At 39.5% G+C, this 20,472-nt stretch carries 15 protein-coding genes; 10 read left to right on the top strand and 5 right to left on the bottom strand.

What is annotated here, in order from left to right:
• Positions 1-52: 52 nt before the first annotated feature.
• The 5 genes from AC3IPL_RS04460 to AC3IPL_RS04480 all read left to right on the top strand — a co-directional run bounded on the left by AC3IPL_RS04460 (position 53) and on the right by AC3IPL_RS04480 (position 10,290).
• A complete protein-coding gene (locus AC3IPL_RS04460) occupies positions 53-7,066 on the top strand; it encodes a DNRLRE domain-containing protein (protein ID WP_489242032.1) in 7,014 nt (2,337 codons plus the stop codon).
• Entirely contained in the window at positions 7,063-7,464 is a 402-nt protein-coding gene (locus AC3IPL_RS04465) for a hypothetical protein (RefSeq protein WP_489242034.1), read from the top strand. The genes AC3IPL_RS04460 and AC3IPL_RS04465 overlap by 4 nt, the downstream gene beginning before the upstream one ends.
• Before the next feature lie 864 nt (positions 7,465-8,328).
• Entirely contained in the window at positions 8,329-8,523 is a 195-nt protein-coding gene (locus AC3IPL_RS04470) for a hypothetical protein (RefSeq protein ID WP_489242036.1), read from the top strand.
• Positions 8,524-8,780: 257 nt separating this feature from the next.
• Positions 8,781-9,830 (top strand): LLM class flavin-dependent oxidoreductase, encoded by a 1,050-nt coding sequence (locus tag AC3IPL_RS04475; RefSeq protein ID WP_489242038.1) that lies wholly within the window; start codon positions 8,781-8,783, stop codon positions 9,828-9,830.
• A gap of 91 nt (positions 9,831-9,921) precedes the next feature.
• Positions 9,922-10,290, top strand: a complete 369-nt coding sequence (locus AC3IPL_RS04480) for a YbaN family protein (RefSeq protein WP_489242040.1) — start codon at positions 9,922-9,924, stop codon at positions 10,288-10,290.
• A 92-nt stretch (positions 10,291-10,382) separates the two neighbouring features.
• Here AC3IPL_RS04480 and AC3IPL_RS04485 read toward each other — a convergent pair whose 3' ends face one another.
• Complete coding sequence (locus AC3IPL_RS04485; protein WP_489242042.1) at positions 10,383-11,327, bottom strand: alpha/beta hydrolase; 945 nt, start codon at positions 11,325-11,327, stop codon at positions 10,383-10,385.
• A gap of 222 nt (positions 11,328-11,549) precedes the next feature.
• On the opposite strand from AC3IPL_RS04485, the gene rpsP reads away from it, so the two are divergent.
• From rpsP to rplS, 5 genes are all read left to right on the top strand, one after another.
• Positions 11,550-11,825, top strand: a complete 276-nt coding sequence (gene rpsP / locus AC3IPL_RS04490) for a 30S ribosomal protein S16 (RefSeq protein WP_489242044.1) — start codon at positions 11,550-11,552, stop codon at positions 11,823-11,825.
• A gap of 2 nt (positions 11,826-11,827) precedes the next feature.
• Complete coding sequence (locus AC3IPL_RS04495; RefSeq protein WP_489242046.1) at positions 11,828-12,052, top strand: KH domain-containing protein; 225 nt, start codon at positions 11,828-11,830, stop codon at positions 12,050-12,052.
• 42 nt (positions 12,053-12,094) lie between these two features.
• Entirely contained in the window at positions 12,095-12,595 is a 501-nt protein-coding gene (gene rimM / locus AC3IPL_RS04500; RefSeq protein WP_489242048.1) for a ribosome maturation factor RimM, read from the top strand.
• A complete protein-coding gene (gene trmD, locus AC3IPL_RS04505; RefSeq protein WP_489242050.1) occupies positions 12,592-13,320 on the top strand; it encodes a tRNA (guanosine(37)-N1)-methyltransferase TrmD in 729 nt (242 codons plus the stop codon). The genes rimM and trmD overlap by 4 nt, the downstream gene beginning before the upstream one ends.
• Positions 13,321-13,439: 119 nt before the next feature.
• The gene (gene rplS / locus AC3IPL_RS04510) at positions 13,440-13,787 is read left to right on the top strand and encodes a 50S ribosomal protein L19 (protein ID WP_149459724.1); all 348 of its coding nucleotides are present in this window, start codon (positions 13,440-13,442) and stop codon (positions 13,785-13,787) included.
• Between the two features lie 88 nt (positions 13,788-13,875).
• Here the strand turns inward: rplS and AC3IPL_RS04515 are convergent, their stop codons facing one another.
• The 4 genes from AC3IPL_RS04515 to AC3IPL_RS04530 are packed head-to-tail and all read right to left on the bottom strand — an operon-like array spanning position 13,876 to position 20,438.
• Positions 13,876-16,542, bottom strand: coding sequence for a YfhO family protein (locus AC3IPL_RS04515; RefSeq protein WP_489242052.1), 2,667 nt, complete (start codon positions 16,540-16,542; stop codon positions 13,876-13,878).
• Positions 16,526-19,138 (bottom strand): YfhO family protein, encoded by a 2,613-nt coding sequence (locus tag AC3IPL_RS04520; protein WP_489242053.1) that lies wholly within the window; start codon positions 19,136-19,138, stop codon positions 16,526-16,528. The genes AC3IPL_RS04515 and AC3IPL_RS04520 overlap by 17 nt, the downstream gene beginning before the upstream one ends.
• A complete protein-coding gene (locus AC3IPL_RS04525) occupies positions 19,135-19,509 on the bottom strand; it encodes a GtrA family protein (RefSeq protein WP_489242055.1) in 375 nt (124 codons plus the stop codon). The genes AC3IPL_RS04520 and AC3IPL_RS04525 overlap by 4 nt, the downstream gene beginning before the upstream one ends.
• Positions 19,506-20,438: a glycosyltransferase family 2 protein gene (locus AC3IPL_RS04530; protein WP_489242057.1), complete on the bottom strand. Its 933-nt coding sequence runs from the start codon at positions 20,436-20,438 to the stop codon at positions 19,506-19,508. Before AC3IPL_RS04530 ends, AC3IPL_RS04525 begins: the two co-directional genes overlap by 4 nt.
• Between the last annotated feature and the right edge of the window lie 34 nt (positions 20,439-20,472).

The following is a 20,472-nucleotide window of genomic DNA, read 5'->3' on the forward strand; positions in this document are numbered from 1 at the left end:
ACAGAAATTTCTGAATTATTATGAAATGGTATTACAAATTAAGGAGGTATTTATGAATAAAGGAATTTTCACTAAAATATTTGTATGGTTAATGAGTTTCTCATTGGTATTGTCTTTAATGCCCTATGATCTTTTCATTGCTCATGCAGAAACAGGCGAAACAAAAGAAGACATAAAAAAAGAAACAAGCAATGAAGATGATCCAGTGTCAACTTCATCCAAAAATGAAACTGATAGTAATCTAGCAAAGAACACAATTGAAGAGGAAGATTTATTATCTCCAGATGACCTTCAACAAGAAAATATCAGTGTACAGAAAACTGATAAGGCTGGAGTTTATCAAGCCAATATTTTTGATAATCAGGTCATGAAAAAAGATGAAAAGGGCAAATGGGCAAAAATAGATCCATCTTTATCTTTAAAAGATGGTAAAATATCAACGAAAAATACTGATATCAATGTGAAATTCAACGATACTTTAAGTGATAATTCCTCTTTCATCAATTTAAATGAAGCCGATGAACAAATATCAGTCACGTTAAGGGGAATGGAATATGACAATAAAGTAAGAGCACCGAAAACGCGTAAATCAGATATCAAAGATAATACTATTTGGTATAAAGGCATTTTCCCAAATATTGATGTACGTCATGTCGTGCTTAATAACGAAGTCAAAGAAGATATTGTTTTGAATAATAATCAAAAAGGGCTGCAAGCCATTCAATACAAAATCAAAACAACAATGGAAGCCCATCCAACTACAGAAGGCACTGTTGAATTCACTAATAAAAAAGGTGAAGTCGCATTCACTATGCCTCGTCCTGAAATGTCTGATAGCAAGATAGACGAAAAAAGTGGACTTTCTACAAAATCCTATGATATCAAGTATGAAGTCTATAAGGAAAAAGACGGCTATCTTGTAAAGGTAGTACCTGACCAAAAATGGTTAGATGATAAGGAAAGACGCTATCCGGTGTATATCGATCCTAGTTTTGCCAAGGATGCTACGCTAGACACTTTTGTTTCAAGCGCATTGCCTACCAGCAATTTAAATCAGTTCTGGAACTCGACGCTAGGTGAATATGTCCTACGTATAGGTAAATATGATACAGCAACTGGTACTAACTATGCATTCCTCAAATTTCCTTCCATGACTCAACTCCTAGGAGCTAGTGTCAGTGCAGCGAAAATGCAGTCCTATGTCAAATGGAATTATAACGGTGCAACCCCGATGGATGTCTGGGCAGATAAAGCAAATGCTACGTGGTCTGAAACCGGCGTCACCTGGGATACGAAACCAACCAGCACTAACATCACTAAAGATGCTGCTGCAGTTAATGAGTGGCTCAGCTTCAATGTCCTCACATATGTCAAAGGTATTGCTACAGGTTCAAAAGATTACGGACTGAAACTGCACGCCAACGGGAACGGTATGACTTACTGGAAACAGTTGACTGCCTCCGAAAATGCTGCAAATAAATCTAAGATCTCTGTAACTTATAGCTATCCAAAGATGCAGGCGATCAAAACAGAACCTTCTATCATAACTGGCACTTCTACAGGTTCTATCACAGCTACATGGCCAGCAATCCAAGGCGCAAAGGGATACCGTCTTCAAATGTATGATGGCAAGGGTTGGCAGACGATTTATACCGGCACTTCAACGTCATTCTCTACAAAAGGTAAAGGCATCTGGCCGACGACAGCACAATATACAACTAAAGATACAACAACCCAAGGTATCAAATTTAGAGCAGGTGATGGAACTGATCTACCAATCGATCCATCTAGTTTCTATACAAAAAGCACAGGTGCAACAAGTACAGATAAGACCTTCCAATTCCGTGTGATTACCGATTACGCATTAGGTAGTGGAACGCCTTCTGATGTCGATCAACAATCTCTTGCTGAGCTGATTCCTGCGACACCTGCATTACCGTCTATTAAATCAGTTACATCTGATGCCAATGATAATGCAGAAATCAACATCAGCTGGCCGGGTGTTGCTGGTGCGACCAAATATAACGTTTTTCTTTATAATGGCAATGCCTATGAAAAGATTGATACAGTGACAGGAACATCATGGTCATCTAAGGACAAAAAAATATATCCTACTGCTGAACAGATGAAAAGTATTACAGCGACCTCAACTAACATATATCGTTTAAATAATGATGGGGTTCAACTTCCAGGTAATCCTCTTACGTTATTCAATCTTAACGGCACAAAAACAGCAAAAAATTACTCATTCCGAATTACAGCAGCATCGACAAAGGGAGAAAGTGCACAGTCTTCTACCTTAAAGGTATATGTCCCGACACAGAATGTCAGCGCCACTGTCGATGGATATCCTGATAATAGAAATGAGAATTCCGGCTTCCTTATGGCAAGTTGGAACAAAGTCCTAGGTGCTGACGGCTATGGCATATATCTATTCAATGGTAAGGACTATGAGCTTGTCGATGTCCTAGGAAAAGATGTGACAACATGGCATACAAGAGATAAAAAATTATGGCCTGTCTCCGGTCAATATCAGTTGAATAAAGATGGAGTCGTTGGCGGTGGAAGAGAACTACCGCTAGATCCTTCACCGACATATATCACAGCTGGTGGTGAAAATGATAAGAACTATAAGGTAAAGATTACATCGTTCCGAAATAAAGGTGCAGTCACTGATAAGATTATCAATAACTACTTCGGAGAAAGTGCTATTGATGATGCCGAAGAAAAACTTGTAGAGATCAAAGGAGACTCTTCTACTCTATTAGGAGATGAAGACTTCTATCCCACAATCGATACAGAATTGGGTTCATATAACACATTCAATAATAACCAGACTTTCACTGAAACTGACGGTAATTTACCAGGTAGAGGACCAGATGTCGATGCAGAAAGAACATTCAATTCGAAATCAAATAAAGTGGGTATGTTCGGATTAGGCTGGCAGAGTTCTTTTGAGCGCAAGCTCAGCGTAGGTGATTCAACAACTGTTCCAAAAGTTGCAAAGTATATAGAAGCAGACGGATCTGAACATCTATTCTTAAATAATAACGGCAAACTACTTCCTCCGACCGGGATAGACTATGACTTCCTAATTGAAGATACAAACTTCGTCATACAAGACGATGCAGGAGTCAGAGAAGTCTACAGTAAAGAAGGACTACTTGACCACATTGAATATGATGCCACCCAGGCAGATAAAAAGAATAGTATCAAGTTCAACTACAAGACAGATGATAATGAAGATAAACGACTCATCTCTATCTATAGTGCATCGGATGCTGGTGATAATGCCACTGCGTCTGAAAAAAATAGAATTACTTTTGAATATAATGCTCAGAACTTAGTTTCAAAGATGAGTTTAATCGGAAGCTCCAATGATAATACAGGGACGAGAGAATATACTTACCAGTATGACAAATATAAACGTCTAATCAGTGTCAAAACGCCAAGTGGTGATTATACCTATAGTTATAGAGAGAAATATGCCGTTGATGAGGCTGCAGGAGAAGTACAACCAACTGATGTATCATATCCAACAGAAATAGATGTCTACGGCATGCCTGACAATACTGAAGGAAGTCATCAGATTTCAGCAACTTACGATGATGATACTTTAAAATCAATCAAAGATGAGACAGGAATTACGACTAACTTTAACATCGACAAAGAAGATGACGGTTCAACAGCAACACTGACCGGTAGTGAGCGAACATCTGAAAAATATACATTTGATAAGGTAGGACATCTTACAGAAGAATTTGTTGATGCTGATAAAGATAAAACAACAAAATATGAATGGAAAGACCACCGTATTACAAAAACTATTAATCCTGATGGAACAGTCCAGGAGACAAGTTATTCTGACCGGCAGGCAGCTAATAGTACCGGTACTGAACTGGATGGACAAATCACTAAAGAAAAAGACTCCACATCCCAGACTACTTATGAATATGCAGCAAATAAAGATGACATCATTAAAACGACTGATACATTTGGTATCACTAATCAGGATGCCTTAAATAGCGATCGAGAAGCTATCACTGATTATTCAGCAGGAGATCAACTGACTGGATTCACTGAATATAATAAATATGGAAATCTGGCCCGAACATCTAAATCAGTCACGTCTGGGGCTAATTATGTGTTAGGCGGCGGATTCGATAATTCAGGTAACAAGTTCTCCAAAGGCACTTTGACTAATAATGGTGTACATGGTCAGTCGCTTAAACTGACAAGTGAAACTGCTACTCAGGATGTGACGATGAAAGCTGGAGATCCTTACAATATATCAGGTTCGTTTAAATTAACAGATACAGCTTCAGCTACGATAAATCTTGTATTTGTGGATTCAAGCGGAAAGGACATTTCTACGACAAAGATTTCTTCTCCTAAAGTCAAAGATAAATGGATCAGAAAGTATGAAGAAGTGGTTGCACCGACGGGAACCGTGAAAGGTCGAGTTGAGTTGACTGCTACTTCTGGAACAGTTTATTTCGATGAGATCCAACTGGAATCAGCAAAAGCTGGACATTCTACATCGATTTCACCGTTTAACTTCATCGACCAGGGTGGGTTCGACAGCACTAGCCGATGGACATTGACGAACGGGAAGACAGGGACAGATGGTTTTGAAAGCAGTGATGCATTGGTGCTTTCAGCGAATGGGTCTGCCTCTCAGACACTTAACGTCATTCAGTCTTCTGGAAAGGGACTTTATGTCACTGTACTCGCTAAAAATGCATCAAGTGATGATAAAATCAAAGTAACAGCAACAGATCGAGTCGGAACACAGACATCAAAAGAAAGTTCTTTCCAGACACTTGATCAAAATAAAGACTTGTGGCAGAGACAGACCGTTCAGCTCAATGCCAAAGATAAATCTACACTCGCTACCTTATCAGTCCAACTTGTTAATGGCTCAGGGGAAACAATATTTGATGGTGTACGTGTATCTGAAGGGATTTCAACTCAGGAAAGTCAGTATGACAAACAAAATAACCAGGTGACTGACTTAATCGGATATAGTAAAACTCCCGTTTCTAAAATATTTGATGGCTTCGGTAACATGCTGAGTACTAAACAAGGAACACATACAGTAACGAACAGTTATGATAATAATGATAACCTTACCAAGACAACAACTGAAAACGGTGCAATCATCAGTTATGAATACAATGCCAAAAACCAGCTGTCCGCACAACACTTTGAAGGACAAGACACAAAGTATAGCTATACAAACAACCGAATCACTTCAATTACAACTGCTGATGGTGAGAAAACCGAATACAGCTATAATCCCAATACGGGTAATCTCACGAAGATTCTTCTGCCATCTGGTAAATCAATTGTAAGTAAATTTGATGGTGAAGGTAATCTGACTGCTATCAATGATGGCACAGATGATCTTTTCACCTATACCTATGAAAAGACAGGTAATGTCAGCCAGATAAACGACAATAAAAATAACCTCAAAAAGACCTATGAATATGACAATAGCTATGATGGCATATTCACAAATGATACCAATGCAGGTAACGGCGCAGGTAGATTGCTGAAAACAACAGATTACTTCGGAGTTATACAATCCTACGAATACCTCACGGAAACAGATGGAATTAAGACTGACCTTCCATCTAGCATGACTTTCAATAACCTTAAATCTGTGTATCATTACGATAAAGTTAATCGCAATGATAAGATTGATTTCAATGGTTTAGGATGGACGTTCCGTCACTATGAAGATGGAAGAGTAGTTCAGACCAAGATGCCTGGTGGTGAAGCAACACGATCGATTGGCGATAATGATTTGACAGAAAGTATTACCTCAGATGCGACAAATGGTAATGTCATTGATGAACAGTATGAATATGACCAATACGATAATATCATCAAAAAAACATCTAAAGACAAAACGACAACTTATAAATATGATAATATGAACCAATTAATTGAGGAAAAAACCGATGATAAGATCACAACTTACAGCTACGACAAGCGTGGAAACAGAATTGAAAATGGCAGTATCAAAGCTACGTTTAACAGTATGAATCAACTCGTATCATATGATGGGAAAACTGTTTCATATGATAAGGATGGTAACCGTACTAGTGACGATAAGTATGATTATTCATGGAATAGTCTGGGCCAATTAGTAAAAGTAGTTAAGAAATCTGATAACGATACATGGAATTATCAGTATGATGAACTGGGTAGAAGAATTACTAAAACTCATAATAGTGAGAAAACAAATTACCACTATGACGGTGACAGCATATATCTTATTGGTGAAAGTCAAAACGGACAAATCATACGAACTTATATCCGTGATCAGAATGGAAAGTTACTTGCATTAAAAATCGGAGATAAAGTGTATAACTATCATACTAACTCACGCGGCGATGTCATTGGTCTTTCTGATCAAGATGGTAATATTCAAGCAACCTATGAATATGATAGTTGGGGCAATATTACAAAATCAGATGTTAAAGACACAGCATTAAAAAATCAACCCTTTAAATATGCATCCTACTTCTATGATGAAGAAACAAATCAATATTATTTAAATGCACGGTACTATAATCCACAAAATACATCATTTTTATCTATTGATCCAGATATTAATATTGAAAATACTGTAACAATGTCCAACGGCTACAACTATGCAAATAATAATCCTATATCATACACTGATATTAATGGAAGATTAGTGGCTAAAGGAGATGATGGTTCTTCTGGAGGTGGAACAAATAATGCAGGTGGTGGTGGATTTCCCCTAATCCTTAAATCTAATAAACCATTATCTTATATTGCCGCTTTAGGGAAACAACCTAATACATTAAAACATATTCTGGCTCCTAAACACAGATGGAATGAAATATCTTCTGGAAAATGGAGCGATGTGGAAAGGATTATGTCAGCAGTAATGAGGTATGGAAAAGAGTCTAGGTATCAAAAAACAGGCTTTAAAAAAGTATATACTAGATATGGTAGAACTGTTGTAGTAACTTACGCCAGAAAAAACGGAAGAATATATGTTGGAAATGGATGGGTGGTTCCAAAATGAATTCTATTAATATTCTTTTAAAGACTCTTCCAGACGGAATTCAAAGTCTGTTTCAAAGTAAAAATTATGATGATATTCTATTTTATTTTTTAGAGAATTCTATTGAAGAAATTGAATACGCATCTACGTTATCATTAATTGCATCAATTGCAGATACTAAAGAACTACATCATATGGCTGGTACTATTTATCATTTTCACTTTAACTGGATTAAAAATAGTTATTATCTCTCTTACTTTCATTATTGGAGAATATTAGAATTAGATAATTTTAATAACTTAGAAGAGTTAAAAGAATTTATTTCTATCATCGATGAACCTGACTATGACATGATAGAAGACAATAGTATAGATTTTGTCAGAGATAAAATTTATGCACTAACAAATAATAAAAATTAGTTAGCAACGGATTTACAAGGTATAAAACTTTTAATAATTTCTTAATTAAAAAAGATGATGCAATAATTGCATCATCTTTTTTAAAATTACATAATTCAAAAATTATATCAACAGGTATAACTTCCGATAAGATATCTTATGTAAACTAAAAATTTAAAATAAAAAAATATATAAATAAAACAGTAACATTAATAAAAGTATTTTTATTAATGTTACTGTTTGTAAAAATATCCTGAAATTCTATAGATCTCAAAATAAACCTATAGTGTATATTCTCGATAATATTTCTTAAAACTAGATATATCATTATTATCTTCATCAAAAAATAATGTTTCTATATTGAAAATAGTATTTTGTCCATACTTTTTGAATTTAATCTTATTTTGCTTAAAATCTAAAAGAGTATTGGTATCTGCTGTCGGATTTCCAGGTATAACTTTATTACCATATCTTTTTGCTTCTAGAATTTCTTTCTCTATAGTGCCCACATAATATTTAATAGTAACTTTATCGTTAAAATTATAAATTTTATCTTGTAGATTTATGTTAGATAAATTAAATACAGTTATAGCATGTATTGTTCCCTAATATAATTGATTAGAGATTTTAGAGATTTTACTATATGCATTTTTTTTCAATTTGAATCGTCTACACTTTGAATCGTCTACACTTAGTTGGACAATTTCTATGTGAATAGATATTGTTAATCTAAGAAAGTAGGCTTTCATTATTCTTTGCCATACTTCATGTAAGTATAGCCACGGAACTAACGGCTTCGGTGGTTTTTACTTTCTCCATCGCTGACTATACGAATACCAGCTTTTCGTTTATAATGAATTATTAAATATGAAATGAGTGATAACGATGGCAAATCTATTCAATCAGTATACTGACTTGAAAAAGAATCAGACGCCGTGGCCGACAAAAGATGCTGCGTCTAAAGGTAGTAATGAAAGTAAGTTTGATACAGCAAGAAAGAATATGAAGAAGGCTGCTGCAAAAGCGGCTGGAAAAGAACATAAGTCAGAAGTTCAATCAGATGATACTACCCGTCGTTAATTCATAGTCCTACTAAAGTCACTGAGTATGATCATCAGCGACTTTTTATTTTGGGATGATAAAATAATAGATCACTGATTAAAATAATATATATCTAAAATTTCAGTAGGATACATCATTAATTTACTATTTAGAAGAATAGTTAAGATAACAAAAGTAACATGTCCGTCTCACTCTGCACATTTCAGTTGATATCTTATCTTTTTAGTATATAATTTATATTATATATATTAATTATACTAGAAAGAGGTATTCTATTGAAAATTGAACTAGGGATTACATCATTCGGAGATAATAACGCGATTCATACACCGGACGGGATTCAGGAGAAGATTTCTGCTGATGAACGGATTAGAAATATCGTTGAAGAGATTAAACTGGCTGACGAAGTAGGTCTTGATATATATGGTTTAGGAGAACATCACCGTGCAGACTATGCTGTATCAGATCCTGTGACTGTACTTGCGGCTGCTGCGACTCAGACCAATCACATCCGGCTGTCTTCTGCTGTGACGGTATTGTCTTCTGATGACCCGGTCCGTGTGTATCAAAGGTTCGCGACGCTCGATGCGTTATCCAACGGCCGCGCAGAGATTATGGCGGGTCGCGGCTCGTTTATTGAGTCGTTTCCATTGTTCGGGTATGACCTCAATGATTACGAATTATTATATGAAGAAAAATTGAATCTATTGATGGAAATCAACGACCATGAGACCGTAAGCTGGTCTGGTTCTACGCGTCAGCCGATAGACAACAAAGGGATTTATCCGAGAGCAGTGCAAGAGAAGCTGCCGATATATCTCGCAACAGGTGGGACGCCTGAATCGTCTTACCGAGCGGGTGCACTTGGATTACCGATTACTTATGCCATCATTGGTGGCAGCCCGCTTCGTTTCCGTCAAAATATTGCGGTCTACAAAGCAGCTGCAGAGAGTAGTGGTGTCGATAAGAGTGCACTGAAGATTGCAACGCATTCATGGGGTTACATCGCTGAAACAGATGAAGAAGCATTCCGTGAATATTATCCACCGACGGCTGCGAGTCATAACATTCTTGCGAAAGAACGCGGCTGGGCTCCTTATTCAGAGGAAGCTTATATGCATGAAATTGAACGCGGGGCGCTTTATATCGGGGGGCCAGAACGTGTTGCACAAAAAATCATCGCGACTGTAGAAGGATTGGGACTAGACCGCTTCATGATTCATCTGCCGATGGGGTCAATGCCGCATCACAAAACGATGAAAGCCATTAAATTATACGGCGAGCAGGTCAAACCGATTGTAGATGATTACTTCCGTCAGAAATAATTTTTAAGTACACCTAAAGTATTAGGTGTATTTTTTTAAGGCTTCCCGCATAATGACATGTTAAAATGAAGAAAAAGGAGGAATGCAGGAGATGAGGATGATTCTATTGATCATAGGGACTATCAGCACTGTTCTCGGGTTTATCGGCGTTGTCATGCCGCTATTGCCGACCACGCCTTTTCTTCTGCTGGCTGCTTTGTGTTTTGCCAGAAGCTCCACCCGGTTTCATGACTGGCTTATTCAGACGAAGGCCTACCAGTCTTATGTGGAAGACTTCAGATTGTACCGCGGTTATACGATGCGAAAGAAAATAGAACTGTTGATCAGTGTCTACATCGTCGTCGGATTTTCAATCTACATGGTTGATCATTTATATGTGCGGATAGGGCTTTGTGTCATGCTGTTTCTACAGACAGTGGTGCTGCTTTTCTTTATCAAAACACTGCCGGCTTCTTCTTGAATCATGTTAAGGAAAGAAACCGTTCATAGAAAATATCGGATTGAGAGAACCATCCGAACGAATAATAAGCGCCGAATTCTCGGGCGCTTATTTTAGTTCAGAAATTGATTGATGGCTTGGGTATACTGTTTTGGCTCTTCATAATACATCATGGCATGTGAGACGTCATGAAATTTGATAAGTCTGCTGTCTTGATGATGGGAAGCATTATACAATGCTTCAGCCATGAACAGTGGTGTGACCTCATCACTATCTGATGATAAAACGAGCACAGGTATTGAAGATTGGCTGAGCCATGCTGCTGCATTCATCGATTTAATGGAAAATCCGTAGCGCCCTGTTGTATACAAATCACTTGCACGTTTCAGTAGTTCCGGTGAGACAGGAGAGGACTGCTCAATAAAGTCGAGTCCTTTGTCAATCATGTATTCAGGGTCACCGAGCGGAGAATCAAGAATAAGGTAGTCAATGTCACTATCGTCTCTTCCTGCGGCAATGGCCGCCGCTGCACCGCCATAAGACATTCCCCATAATATAAGCGCCTTATCGCTCTTTTCTGATATATAACGAACAGCATCAAGAACGTCATAGCTCTCTCGTACACCAAATGTATTCAACCTACTAGTGCTTGATTCGGCATTCGGCAGGTCAATAGCAAAAACGGCGTAACCCATATCAAGAAACAAGGCTGCCACTGGATAGACAGATTGCTTTGATCCGCCTAGACCATGTGCCATGACAACGGTTCCTTTAGAGCTGGTTTTCGGTGAGAATAAGTGACCGTCAAAGGTATGGTCATATTCAGAGGAGTTCAATGTCACTGTCCTATTGTCATAGCGGCTTAAAAATTCTTCCTTATCGAAGCCGACACTGTTCAGATAAGTCTGATCAGCTGCCACTGTCTGAGCTGGATCGGTCAGATGTGTATAGACACTGCTTACCCGGTAGCCGATGACAGTGACTGAAGAGATCATGAGAATAATGACGAGCGTCAAACATGTTATCACCCATCCTTTCCATTTCAGCGGTTTGTCCAAGTATCATTCCTCCTTCGCTGTCAAAATAAATCAATTCCTGTTATTTTTAAGATAACAGGATTAGGGTCGTTTTTCTAATGGGTTGCATGGCGGGTGATAACGTTTGAATTTCTGTCACATTTCTTTAACGGTTAAGATGTAAAGAAAAAACACTTTACAGACATTAAATATCCTGTTATAGTATGTACTTGAGATTAAGAAATGAAATGGAGAGATATTATTATGGCAGTTAAAATTCGTTTAACACGTATGGGTTCAAAAAGAAACCCGTTCTACCGTATCGTAGTTGCAGACGCTCGCGCGCCTCGTGACGGACGTATCATCGAAGCAATCGGAACTTACAATCCAGTTGCGAAACCGGCAGCAGAAATCAAAGTTGATGAAGAATTAGCTTTAAAATGGTTGGCTGATGGTGCAAAACCAACTGATACTGTACGTAACATTTTATCTACGCAAGGAATTATGGAGAAATTCCATAACTCTAAAATCGCGAAGTAATAATGGAAAAATTATTACAAACTATCATTGAACCACTCGTCGATTTTCCTGAAGAAATTCACATTTCAAAGGAAGAACATCCTAATAGTGTGACGTATTATTTGAGTGTAAACCCTGATGATACAGGCAAGGTGATCGGCAGGCAGGGACGTATTGCGAAAGCGATTCGGACTCTGGCAGCCAATCGCAGCGAGAATGGCAAAAGAGTGTTTGTAGAAATTGATTAAGGGTGCCCGTGCGGTGCCCTTTTTTTAATAGGAGGTTATAGGATGAAAGTCAATGTCGGCAAAATCGTCAATATGCATGGCATCAAAGGGGAAGTCAAAGTATTATCACAATCAGATTTTACTGCTGAACGCTTTCAGCCGGGAAATGAACTGTTGATTCAGTCCGGCACGGAAGAAAATATAGTGAAGATCAAAACGTACCGCGTCCATAAGAACTTTCATCTGCTGCAGTTTGAGGGGCTTGAAAATATCAATTTAGTCGAGAAGTACAAAGGGGCAGATGTCTTCCAGGAGATTGAGCAGGTGGAGATTGAACTTGCTGAACATGAATACTACTATCATGATATTATCGGCTGCACGGTATTCAATGACGGTGAGCCCATCGGCCGCGTCACTGATATTATTGAAACAGGTGCCAACGATGTATGGGTCGTCAAAGGTAGTAAGGAACATTTGATCCCTTACATTGAAGATGTCGTAAAAACAGTGGATATCGACAACAAGACGATTGAAATCGAAGCGATGGACGGCTTGTTATCGTGAGAATTGATTATTTGACGCTGTTTCCTGAGATGTTTGACACATTGAACCATTCCATTATGAAGCGGTCTCAAGATAAAGGTATTGTTACGTTGAACACTGTGAATTTTCGGGACTATGCCTTTAATAAACACGCACAGGTGGATGACTATCCATACGGCGGCGGACAGGGGATGGTGCTGAAGCCGGAACCTATCTTCAATGCGATGAAGGCACTAGAGACGACCGAACAGACACGCGTCGTCCTCATGTGCCCGCAAGGCAGACCGTTCAATCAGCAGAAGGCAGAAGAACTGGCACAAGCAGAACATATCGTATTCATCTGCGGGCATTACGAAGGTTACGATGAACGCATTCGTACAGAGCTGGTGACTGACGAGATTTCGCTGGGTGACTTCGTGCTGACCGGTGGTGAACTTGCTGCGATGACGATGACTGATGCGATTGTCAGACTGATTCCAGATGTCCTTGGCAACCAGGTGTCACATGAAGAAGATTCATTTTCATCAGGACTGCTCGAACACCCGCACTATACTAGACCGTTCGACTACGAAGGGATGACGGTGCCGGACGTTCTGATGAGTGGAAATCATCAGCGCATCGAACAGTGGCGTCATGAACAGTCGCTGAAACGGACATGGGAACGCCGGCCGGATCTGCTGGAGGACTATCCGCTCACTGAAAAAGATCTCAAATTTTTAATGACATTAGGTTATGAAGAAAGTTAATATTATATGTTGATAGCCAATATATAATGTGGTATGATATTAAAAGTGTGAAAACACAACAATCACTATGGTCCGCTGAATTAAACGATTTAAGAACATAGGCAGAAGGAGAAGAAAATATGAATAACCAATTAATCGATGCAATTACTAAAGACCAATTGCGTACAGACCTACCATCATTCCGTCCTGGTGACACAGTACGTGTACACGTACGTATCGTAGAGGGAACTCGCGAACGTGTTCAGTTATACGAAGGTGTTGTTATCAAACGTCGTGGCGGCGGTATCTCTGAAACTTTCACGGTTCGTAAGATCTCTTACGGTGTGGGTGTAGAACGTACTTTCCCAGTACACACTCCAAAAATCGAGAAGTTAGAAGTATTACGTCGTGGTAAAGTACGTCGTGCGAAACTTTACTACTTACGCAGCCTTCGCGGTAAAGCGGCTCGTATTAAAGAAATTCGCTAATAAAAGCATATGGTGCAAAAGACAGCCCTTGTTAAATCAAGGGCTGTCTTTTTTGTTGAAAGATAAAGAACCAGCAGTGCTGGTTCTGTTAATTTTGATGAGTTTCGTCAAGCATCTGCTCAGGTTCAAGATAATCAATATCATTTCGCATGGACACTGCTTGCTGCTCATGTTTGAACCATTGTCTCAAGAACAGTTTTCTTGAAAACCATACAGCTAAGATCATTCCGATAATACTGATCAGCTGCATGACATGGAACCACGGCGGCGTATACTGGAGGCTGATTTCCTCTGCACTAGCGGGTACTTTGACCGCAGTCATCAAATAGTTACCTTCCATGACATCAGCTGATTTGCCATCTACTTTAGCACGCATCCCTGTCAAATAAGGAGTAGGTATGACAGCATAACCGCTGTCATGGTCATCCAGATTGACAATCAGCTTGTTTCTTTGCTGCTTCAGCTGGTGATTTGACGGTTCTGCGGCTGCACGCTCGAGTGTGCTGTAGTCCTCACCGTATATCCCGTTAATAGTCACACGGTATTGACCCTGCATCAGCTTTAATTGAATCGCACTATCCGCTTTGACTTTCATTGTAATTCTTGGATTGAATCGCCGGTAATCATCATCCAGCGGCTTTCTTGACTGATACATTTCATTGAACCAGACATAATGGTATTTACTTGGACTGAGCAGCTCAATACTAGCATCTATATAGAAGTCACGGTAGCGTTTCACCGTTTCAGTATCAAGCGTCATCGTCAGCCCGCCTTGATCCTGCTCAACGACTAGTTCCGTGCCGTTCATCGTCGCATGGTTATACTGAACATGTGCACGATCCAATAAGTTAGGTTGATGCGTCAGCTGAGATGTCGGCTGTACATCTTCCAGTACAACACCAGACAGCATGGCATGTTCACGGTCAATAGGAGTATGAAGGGCATCAGGTGAATATATTTCGTTGGTTACTCTGACGACGGGCAGCTTATTGCTGTTTTCGTACATCGTCAATGTATGGTCTCCATCTGTCTGCTGGTCTTTCACAGTGAAGCCATAAGGCAGCGTCGCAAGATTGGTAGTACGCAGAGAATGATTGACGTTGAATAACGCATACAGATTGGCACGTTCTCCGAGCTGGTAATAAATACTATTGCTATCAGTACTCATAGTGATATTCAATTCTTTGTCGTAAAACTGATAGATGTCTTTATCAAAAATACTTGAGTACAGCTTAATACCGTTAAAGTGCTGATACATCGGTGTATTGTGAGTGGCAGAAGTCTGCCAGTCAAGCCGTTCAGACGAGTATTCTTTTGTCACTGCTTCAATCATCTTCTGCTGGACATCACTGTTATAGTTATGTGACTGTATAAAGTCCATATTTCTGATGTTTGCGGGATGGAGTGTATCCATCTGCTCCGTGATATAGTCGTGAACAAAGAAGAAGTTACTGTATATGATGACGCCTATCAGCAACACATAAGCAAGATTAGTTTGAAGACGCCTGACGATAAACAATAAAATGATAATGACAGGGATGAATACGAGCCACGTCAGCCACTTACCTGTTCCAATAATGGACAACGGATAAATCAAAGCGACTGGTATTAATGAAATCAACAGGTCTTTCTTAGTCAGAGTCATCACATGCTGCAAGTATACAGCAGAGACAGCTGCTGCTGAGAAGACGAGTAAATATACCCAGCGGCGCTGATCGATTGAAAATCCATTGAAGAGACTGTCAAACAGCGGTGATAATGAACCTGCTAAGAAAATGCATGAAATGACCGCAAACAATCTGAATGTATAATTCCGGTACAGCTTGAACGTAGTTAACGCCATCACAGTGAGCAGCGGGATGACGACATAATAACCATCATAGAACAGATTGTAATGAATGATAAAATCTATGAATGGCTTGATTGAAAGGGGAGGCAGTGTCCGGTCGTTCATCAAATAACTGGTTACACCTGTTGAAAAACCGACTGCCGCAATCATGAGTGCAATGACAGCCGCTGACACCAGCACATAGACTTTGGTCATAGTAGGGACGATATCAGTACGCTTTTGATAGATTATCCGGTAAAAGAAATAGAATGACACAAAGATAAATTCATAATAACTGAAGTAAAAATTAGAGTGCAGTGTGAGGGCAATGCCGACGATAAACAGCCCGATTTTCTTCTCATGGAAAAAACGTTCCATTCCTAAAATAGTGAGCGGTAAATAGAGCATGACATCACTGAAAAAGCTCCATGTGAACGTGAAGAAAAAATAGACTGTTGAATAACTGTACAGCATAGCTCCAGTCATACTGGCATAACGGTTAATCCCGAAGTAGCGCAGCATCCGATACATGACATAGATGATGGCAGTCAATTTGACGATGGAGACAGTCAGTTGATTCACCGCCCAGAAATCTACTGACTGTGTTTTCAGCGGTAAAAACAGATCTAGCACATAAACAATGATGAAATAAATATATGAGATAGGAGAAGTGGCATAATAATAGGCAAGACTTCTGAAAAAGTCACCACCGATACCAAATCCCATATCATAAAAAAAATTGAACTGTGAAAATTGTTCATACAAATACATCTGAAAGGGAATCATTTGAGCAAGTCCGTCCCCTTTACCAGTGAAAAGAGTGCCATCAGCAAAAAAACGATAGATAACAACACTATGTGACAGCAGTGACAATAGCAGACATATTAACAGTAATTTGACTGGAATTCTTTTAAGATACCTCATCATGTGCCTTCCTTTTGTTCAACCATTTGTCAGAATAGCTATAGACGATACTCAACAACAGAGAAATCAGCGACAGCAGTAGCATCCAGTAAAAATAAGGCGGCGTATACTTAAATGTGACTTCATGATTGTCGCTGGCTACTTTGACAGCACTCATCAAGTAATTGGCCCGCTCAACAGGCACACGTCTGCCGTCGACAGTTGCTGTTAAGCCGTCTCGATAGACAATCGGTGTCAGCAAGTAGCCGTCCTTAGGATTGTTCAGTGTGACAGTCATCTGATTCCCGTCTTCGCTGAAGAGGTGATTGTTACTGCCCGCTGCTTTTGTCAATGTGCTGTAGTCCTCACCGTATATCCCGTTGATCTTAAATCGATAAGTGCCGTGCGTCATTCCGATGAGGATTTTTCCGTTCTTCGGCTTGACGCGATAGAGCAGATTGTCTTGGTGCGTCCGGTATTTACTTGTTCTGAACAGGCGGTTATTAGCATAGCCGTTCACGTTGATCTGGATATTGCTCTCATCAGAAATCAACGTGACGTCCATATCAATATAGAAGTCTTTATACTGCTTGACTGCCTCTTTCGGCAAAGTGACAACGATACCGCCGCTTGGTGGATCGACTTTCAGCTCACTATTTTCTTTCAGCCAGCTGGCACCGCTCGGAACGACCCGCGACTGACTGAGCAGATTGGCTGAAGCGGGCAGCTGATAATTAGTCGCTGTATCGTTTAAGACAATCCCCTCAAGCATCGCATGCTCACGGTCAATGGGTTCATTCAATGTCCCGGCCTGAGTAATATTATTAGTGATTCTGACTACAGGCATCATCAGCATATTCTCATAGACTTTGTAGCTTCCTTCTGTTTTAATCAGTTTAAAATTTTCAGGAATTTGTTTTTGATAATCTTTACGAACTAAAAAGCGCACATTGAAAAGAGATTCAAGATTGCTTCTTTCCTGAAAGGCTGCATAGCGGCTGATGGATTCTTCCTTTATATTGATCTTCAGCTGATTATAATAAAAATCAATGATATTTCCGTCGAATATACTGGAATATAGACTGACCCCGTTGAAGCTCTGATACATCGGTGTATTATCCTGCTCAAGCACCCGCCAGTCAATCCGTTCCCCGGGTTTCAGCTGTGTTCTTAAATCATCGATAATGTGCTGCTGTTGTGCGGAATTGTAGACACTTGACTCGATATAAGACATCTTCGCCCGGTCATTGATGCCGGGATTATAATTATCGTATATATTGTGATCTTTCACGACAACGAGGTCCAGACATACTACGGAGAGTATCAAACCGATATAAGCTGCCTGTTTCAGTGACTGCTCCTTTGCCAGTAATACTAGCAGCCCTAACAACGTAGTGACCGGCAAAAACCAGATCCAATCGACTTTTTTGTCGATATACATATAGCTGAGTATGACAATGATCAGTCCAGGTATTACCGAGTATATATAATTCTGCAGTGAAATGGTTTTAAAACGGGCGATATAAAGTGCGATCAGTCCGCTTGAGAAAAAGGTCAATAAATAATGCCAGCGTTTTTGAGGCGCTGAAAAACCATTGAACACTGAATCGATAAACGGCATGAAGCTTAAATAAATCAATGCGAGAGTCATTAAAGCGAACAGACGATAGAAATAATGTTTGTAGAATTTAAATGTCAGCAGTGACTGTATCGTGATGTATAAAACAATGACGAGATAATTGTCATAGAAAATATTGGCATGCTGATCCATCTTGCTGAATAGTTGAATCGGATCGTCAAAAGGGGCGCGGTCGTTCTGTAAGAACCCTTTGACCCCGTAGAAAAAACTGAACATGGAAATGCCGAGACCGAGCACGGACATGACAATGAATCCAGTCCACTGATGAAGACGCGATGTTTGATCGTCGGGTGCCCTGAAAATATGACGAATTAAAAAGTAAACAACGCCAAACAATACTTGATAATAAGAAAAATAGAAATTATTGATAAAAGTCAGAGCAGCGGCTGTAATGAATACCCCTTTTTTGCCTTGCTGGATATATCGTTCAATGCCGAGCAGCAGCATCGGAAGGAAGATGAAGACATCCGAAAAGAACGACCAGTACAATGTGAAGCGGAAATAAATAGCTGATGTCAAAAATAAAAATGCGCCGAGTATAGCAGATAAATGATTGACTTTGATATATCTTAAATAAGCGTAAGTGACATACATCGCTGCAGCTGACTTAGCAATAGAAATATAGAAGGCATTGACTGCCCAGAACTGAATCGTATCGGTTTTTAAATTCAAGAAGATATCAAGATATTTGACGCAGATGACATTGATGAAAAAGACAACAGAAGTAGAATAGTAATAGGCGAGGTCCGTATAAAAATCACCACCAAGACCAAAATCCATATCATAGAACCATTTTCCGGATGTTATTTTTTGATACAAATAAAGCTGCATCGGCAGCATTTGTTCAAGACCGTCATTAGGACCCGTAAAGATCGTGCCATCCTGAAGAAAACGATAGATATAGAAACTATGACCGATAACAGCTAATCCGATAAAAATCAGTACATTGAATAACTGGGGGGCGCATTTATATAATTTCATGAGGTCTCCTTAGTCAGTATTTTTTTTGACAGCCAGTAAGTGATGGGCACAGTAACAACGAGTGCAGGAAACGGCGCATATACAGCTTTGAGATTCAGGACGGTGACCAATAAATAGAGCAGGATACTTTGAAGCCCGACATTTACAATTTGTGTTAACGGAAACTGAAGTAATGTTTGTAATGTCGGTTTCACTTGATAGACATAGTGACAGTTCAGCAAATAAGAGACAATGAATGCTGAAAGAAACGCTGCAATATGGCTGACCATATAGGGCAGACCGAAGTTCAGCAGCCCGACATAAACGATATAATAATTCAACGTATTGATAAGACCAACAATAACGAATCTGACAAAAGCATGTTTGATCATGTCTGATCCTCGTCTATATTAGTCTGCTCAATCAAATAATGAGGGCGCCTTTTAGTTTCGTAATATATCTTGCCGATGTATTCACCAATAATACCGAGGCTGAACAACTGGACGCCGCCTAGAAATAGTATAGCGGATATAATAGTGAAATAGCCCGGTTCATCAATACCAGACCGCATAATCTGAACAAGCGTCACTATGATATAAGCTAATGATAACGCAAGTGTAAACGCGCCAAAATAAAAACAGATGCGCAGTGGTTTATTGTTATAGCTTAAAATGCCGTCAATAGCATAGTCCAGTAATTTAAACAGTGAAAAGGACGACGTACCGTTTTCGCGTGCGACATTATCGAAACTGATCGTCTGCTTGGAAAACCCTACCCAGTCGAAAATGCCTTTAGAAAATCGATTGTATTCGTCCAGCGACAAAATGGCATCTATCACTGGTCGTGACAGCAGTCTGAAATCACCTTCACCGTCTGTCAGTTTAACATCGACTGCACGATTGATCAGTGAATAGTAGAGTGTCGTCGGGAGTCGGCGTACTAAGGATTCACCGGTTCTGTTCCGTCTGGCAACGACTTGATCATAGCCTGCTTGATATTCTCTGACAAAATCAGGGATGAGTTCAGGGGGGTGCTGCAGATCAGCATCCATGATGATGGCAGCATCGCCGCTTGCTGCTTCCAGGCCGGCAAGCATTGCTGATTCTTTGCCGAAATTCCGCGTAAACGATATGTACTTCACATGGTGGTCTTTTAGAGCGAGGTTTTCAATGACAAGAAGTGAATGATCGCGTGAGCCATCATTAACTAGAATTATTTCATAGCAATAGTCATTTTGTTCAGCTATTTTTATGATAGTATAGTAGAGTCGTTCAATATTTTTTTCTTCATTATATATTGGTACGATGAGTGAAAGTTTCATAATGACTCCTTATGACTCCGTGAATTTTAGATGA

This window comes from Macrococcus sp. GL_134 (assembly GCF_057834705.1).

What these genes read in the sequence shown, in the direction of transcription:
- AC3IPL_RS04460 (WP_489242032.1), top strand. Translation starts at nt 53, where the DNA reads ATGAATAAAGGAATTTTCACTAAAATATTTGTATGGTTAATGAGTTTC.
- AC3IPL_RS04465 (WP_489242034.1), top strand. Translation starts at nt 7,063, where the DNA reads ATGAATTCTATTAATATTCTTTTAAAGACTCTTCCAGACGGAATTCAA.
- AC3IPL_RS04470 (WP_489242036.1), top strand. Translation starts at nt 8,329, where the DNA reads ATGGCAAATCTATTCAATCAGTATACTGACTTGAAAAAGAATCAGACG.
- AC3IPL_RS04480 (WP_489242040.1), top strand. Translation starts at nt 9,922, where the DNA reads ATGAGGATGATTCTATTGATCATAGGGACTATCAGCACTGTTCTCGGG.
- rpsP (WP_489242044.1), top strand. Translation starts at nt 11,550, where the DNA reads ATGGCAGTTAAAATTCGTTTAACACGTATGGGTTCAAAAAGAAACCCG.
- AC3IPL_RS04495 (WP_489242046.1), top strand. Translation starts at nt 11,828, where the DNA reads ATGGAAAAATTATTACAAACTATCATTGAACCACTCGTCGATTTTCCT.
- rimM (WP_489242048.1), top strand. Translation starts at nt 12,095, where the DNA reads ATGAAAGTCAATGTCGGCAAAATCGTCAATATGCATGGCATCAAAGGG.
- rplS (WP_149459724.1), top strand. Translation starts at nt 13,440, where the DNA reads ATGAATAACCAATTAATCGATGCAATTACTAAAGACCAATTGCGTACA.
- AC3IPL_RS04515 (WP_489242052.1), bottom strand. Translation starts at nt 16,542, where the DNA reads ATGATGAGGTATCTTAAAAGAATTCCAGTCAAATTACTGTTAATATGT.
- AC3IPL_RS04520 (WP_489242053.1), bottom strand. Translation starts at nt 19,138, where the DNA reads ATGAAATTATATAAATGCGCCCCCCAGTTATTCAATGTACTGATTTTT.
- AC3IPL_RS04525 (WP_489242055.1), bottom strand. Translation starts at nt 19,509, where the DNA reads ATGATCAAACATGCTTTTGTCAGATTCGTTATTGTTGGTCTTATCAAT.
- AC3IPL_RS04530 (WP_489242057.1), bottom strand. Translation starts at nt 20,438, where the DNA reads ATGAAACTTTCACTCATCGTACCAATATATAATGAAGAAAAAAATATT.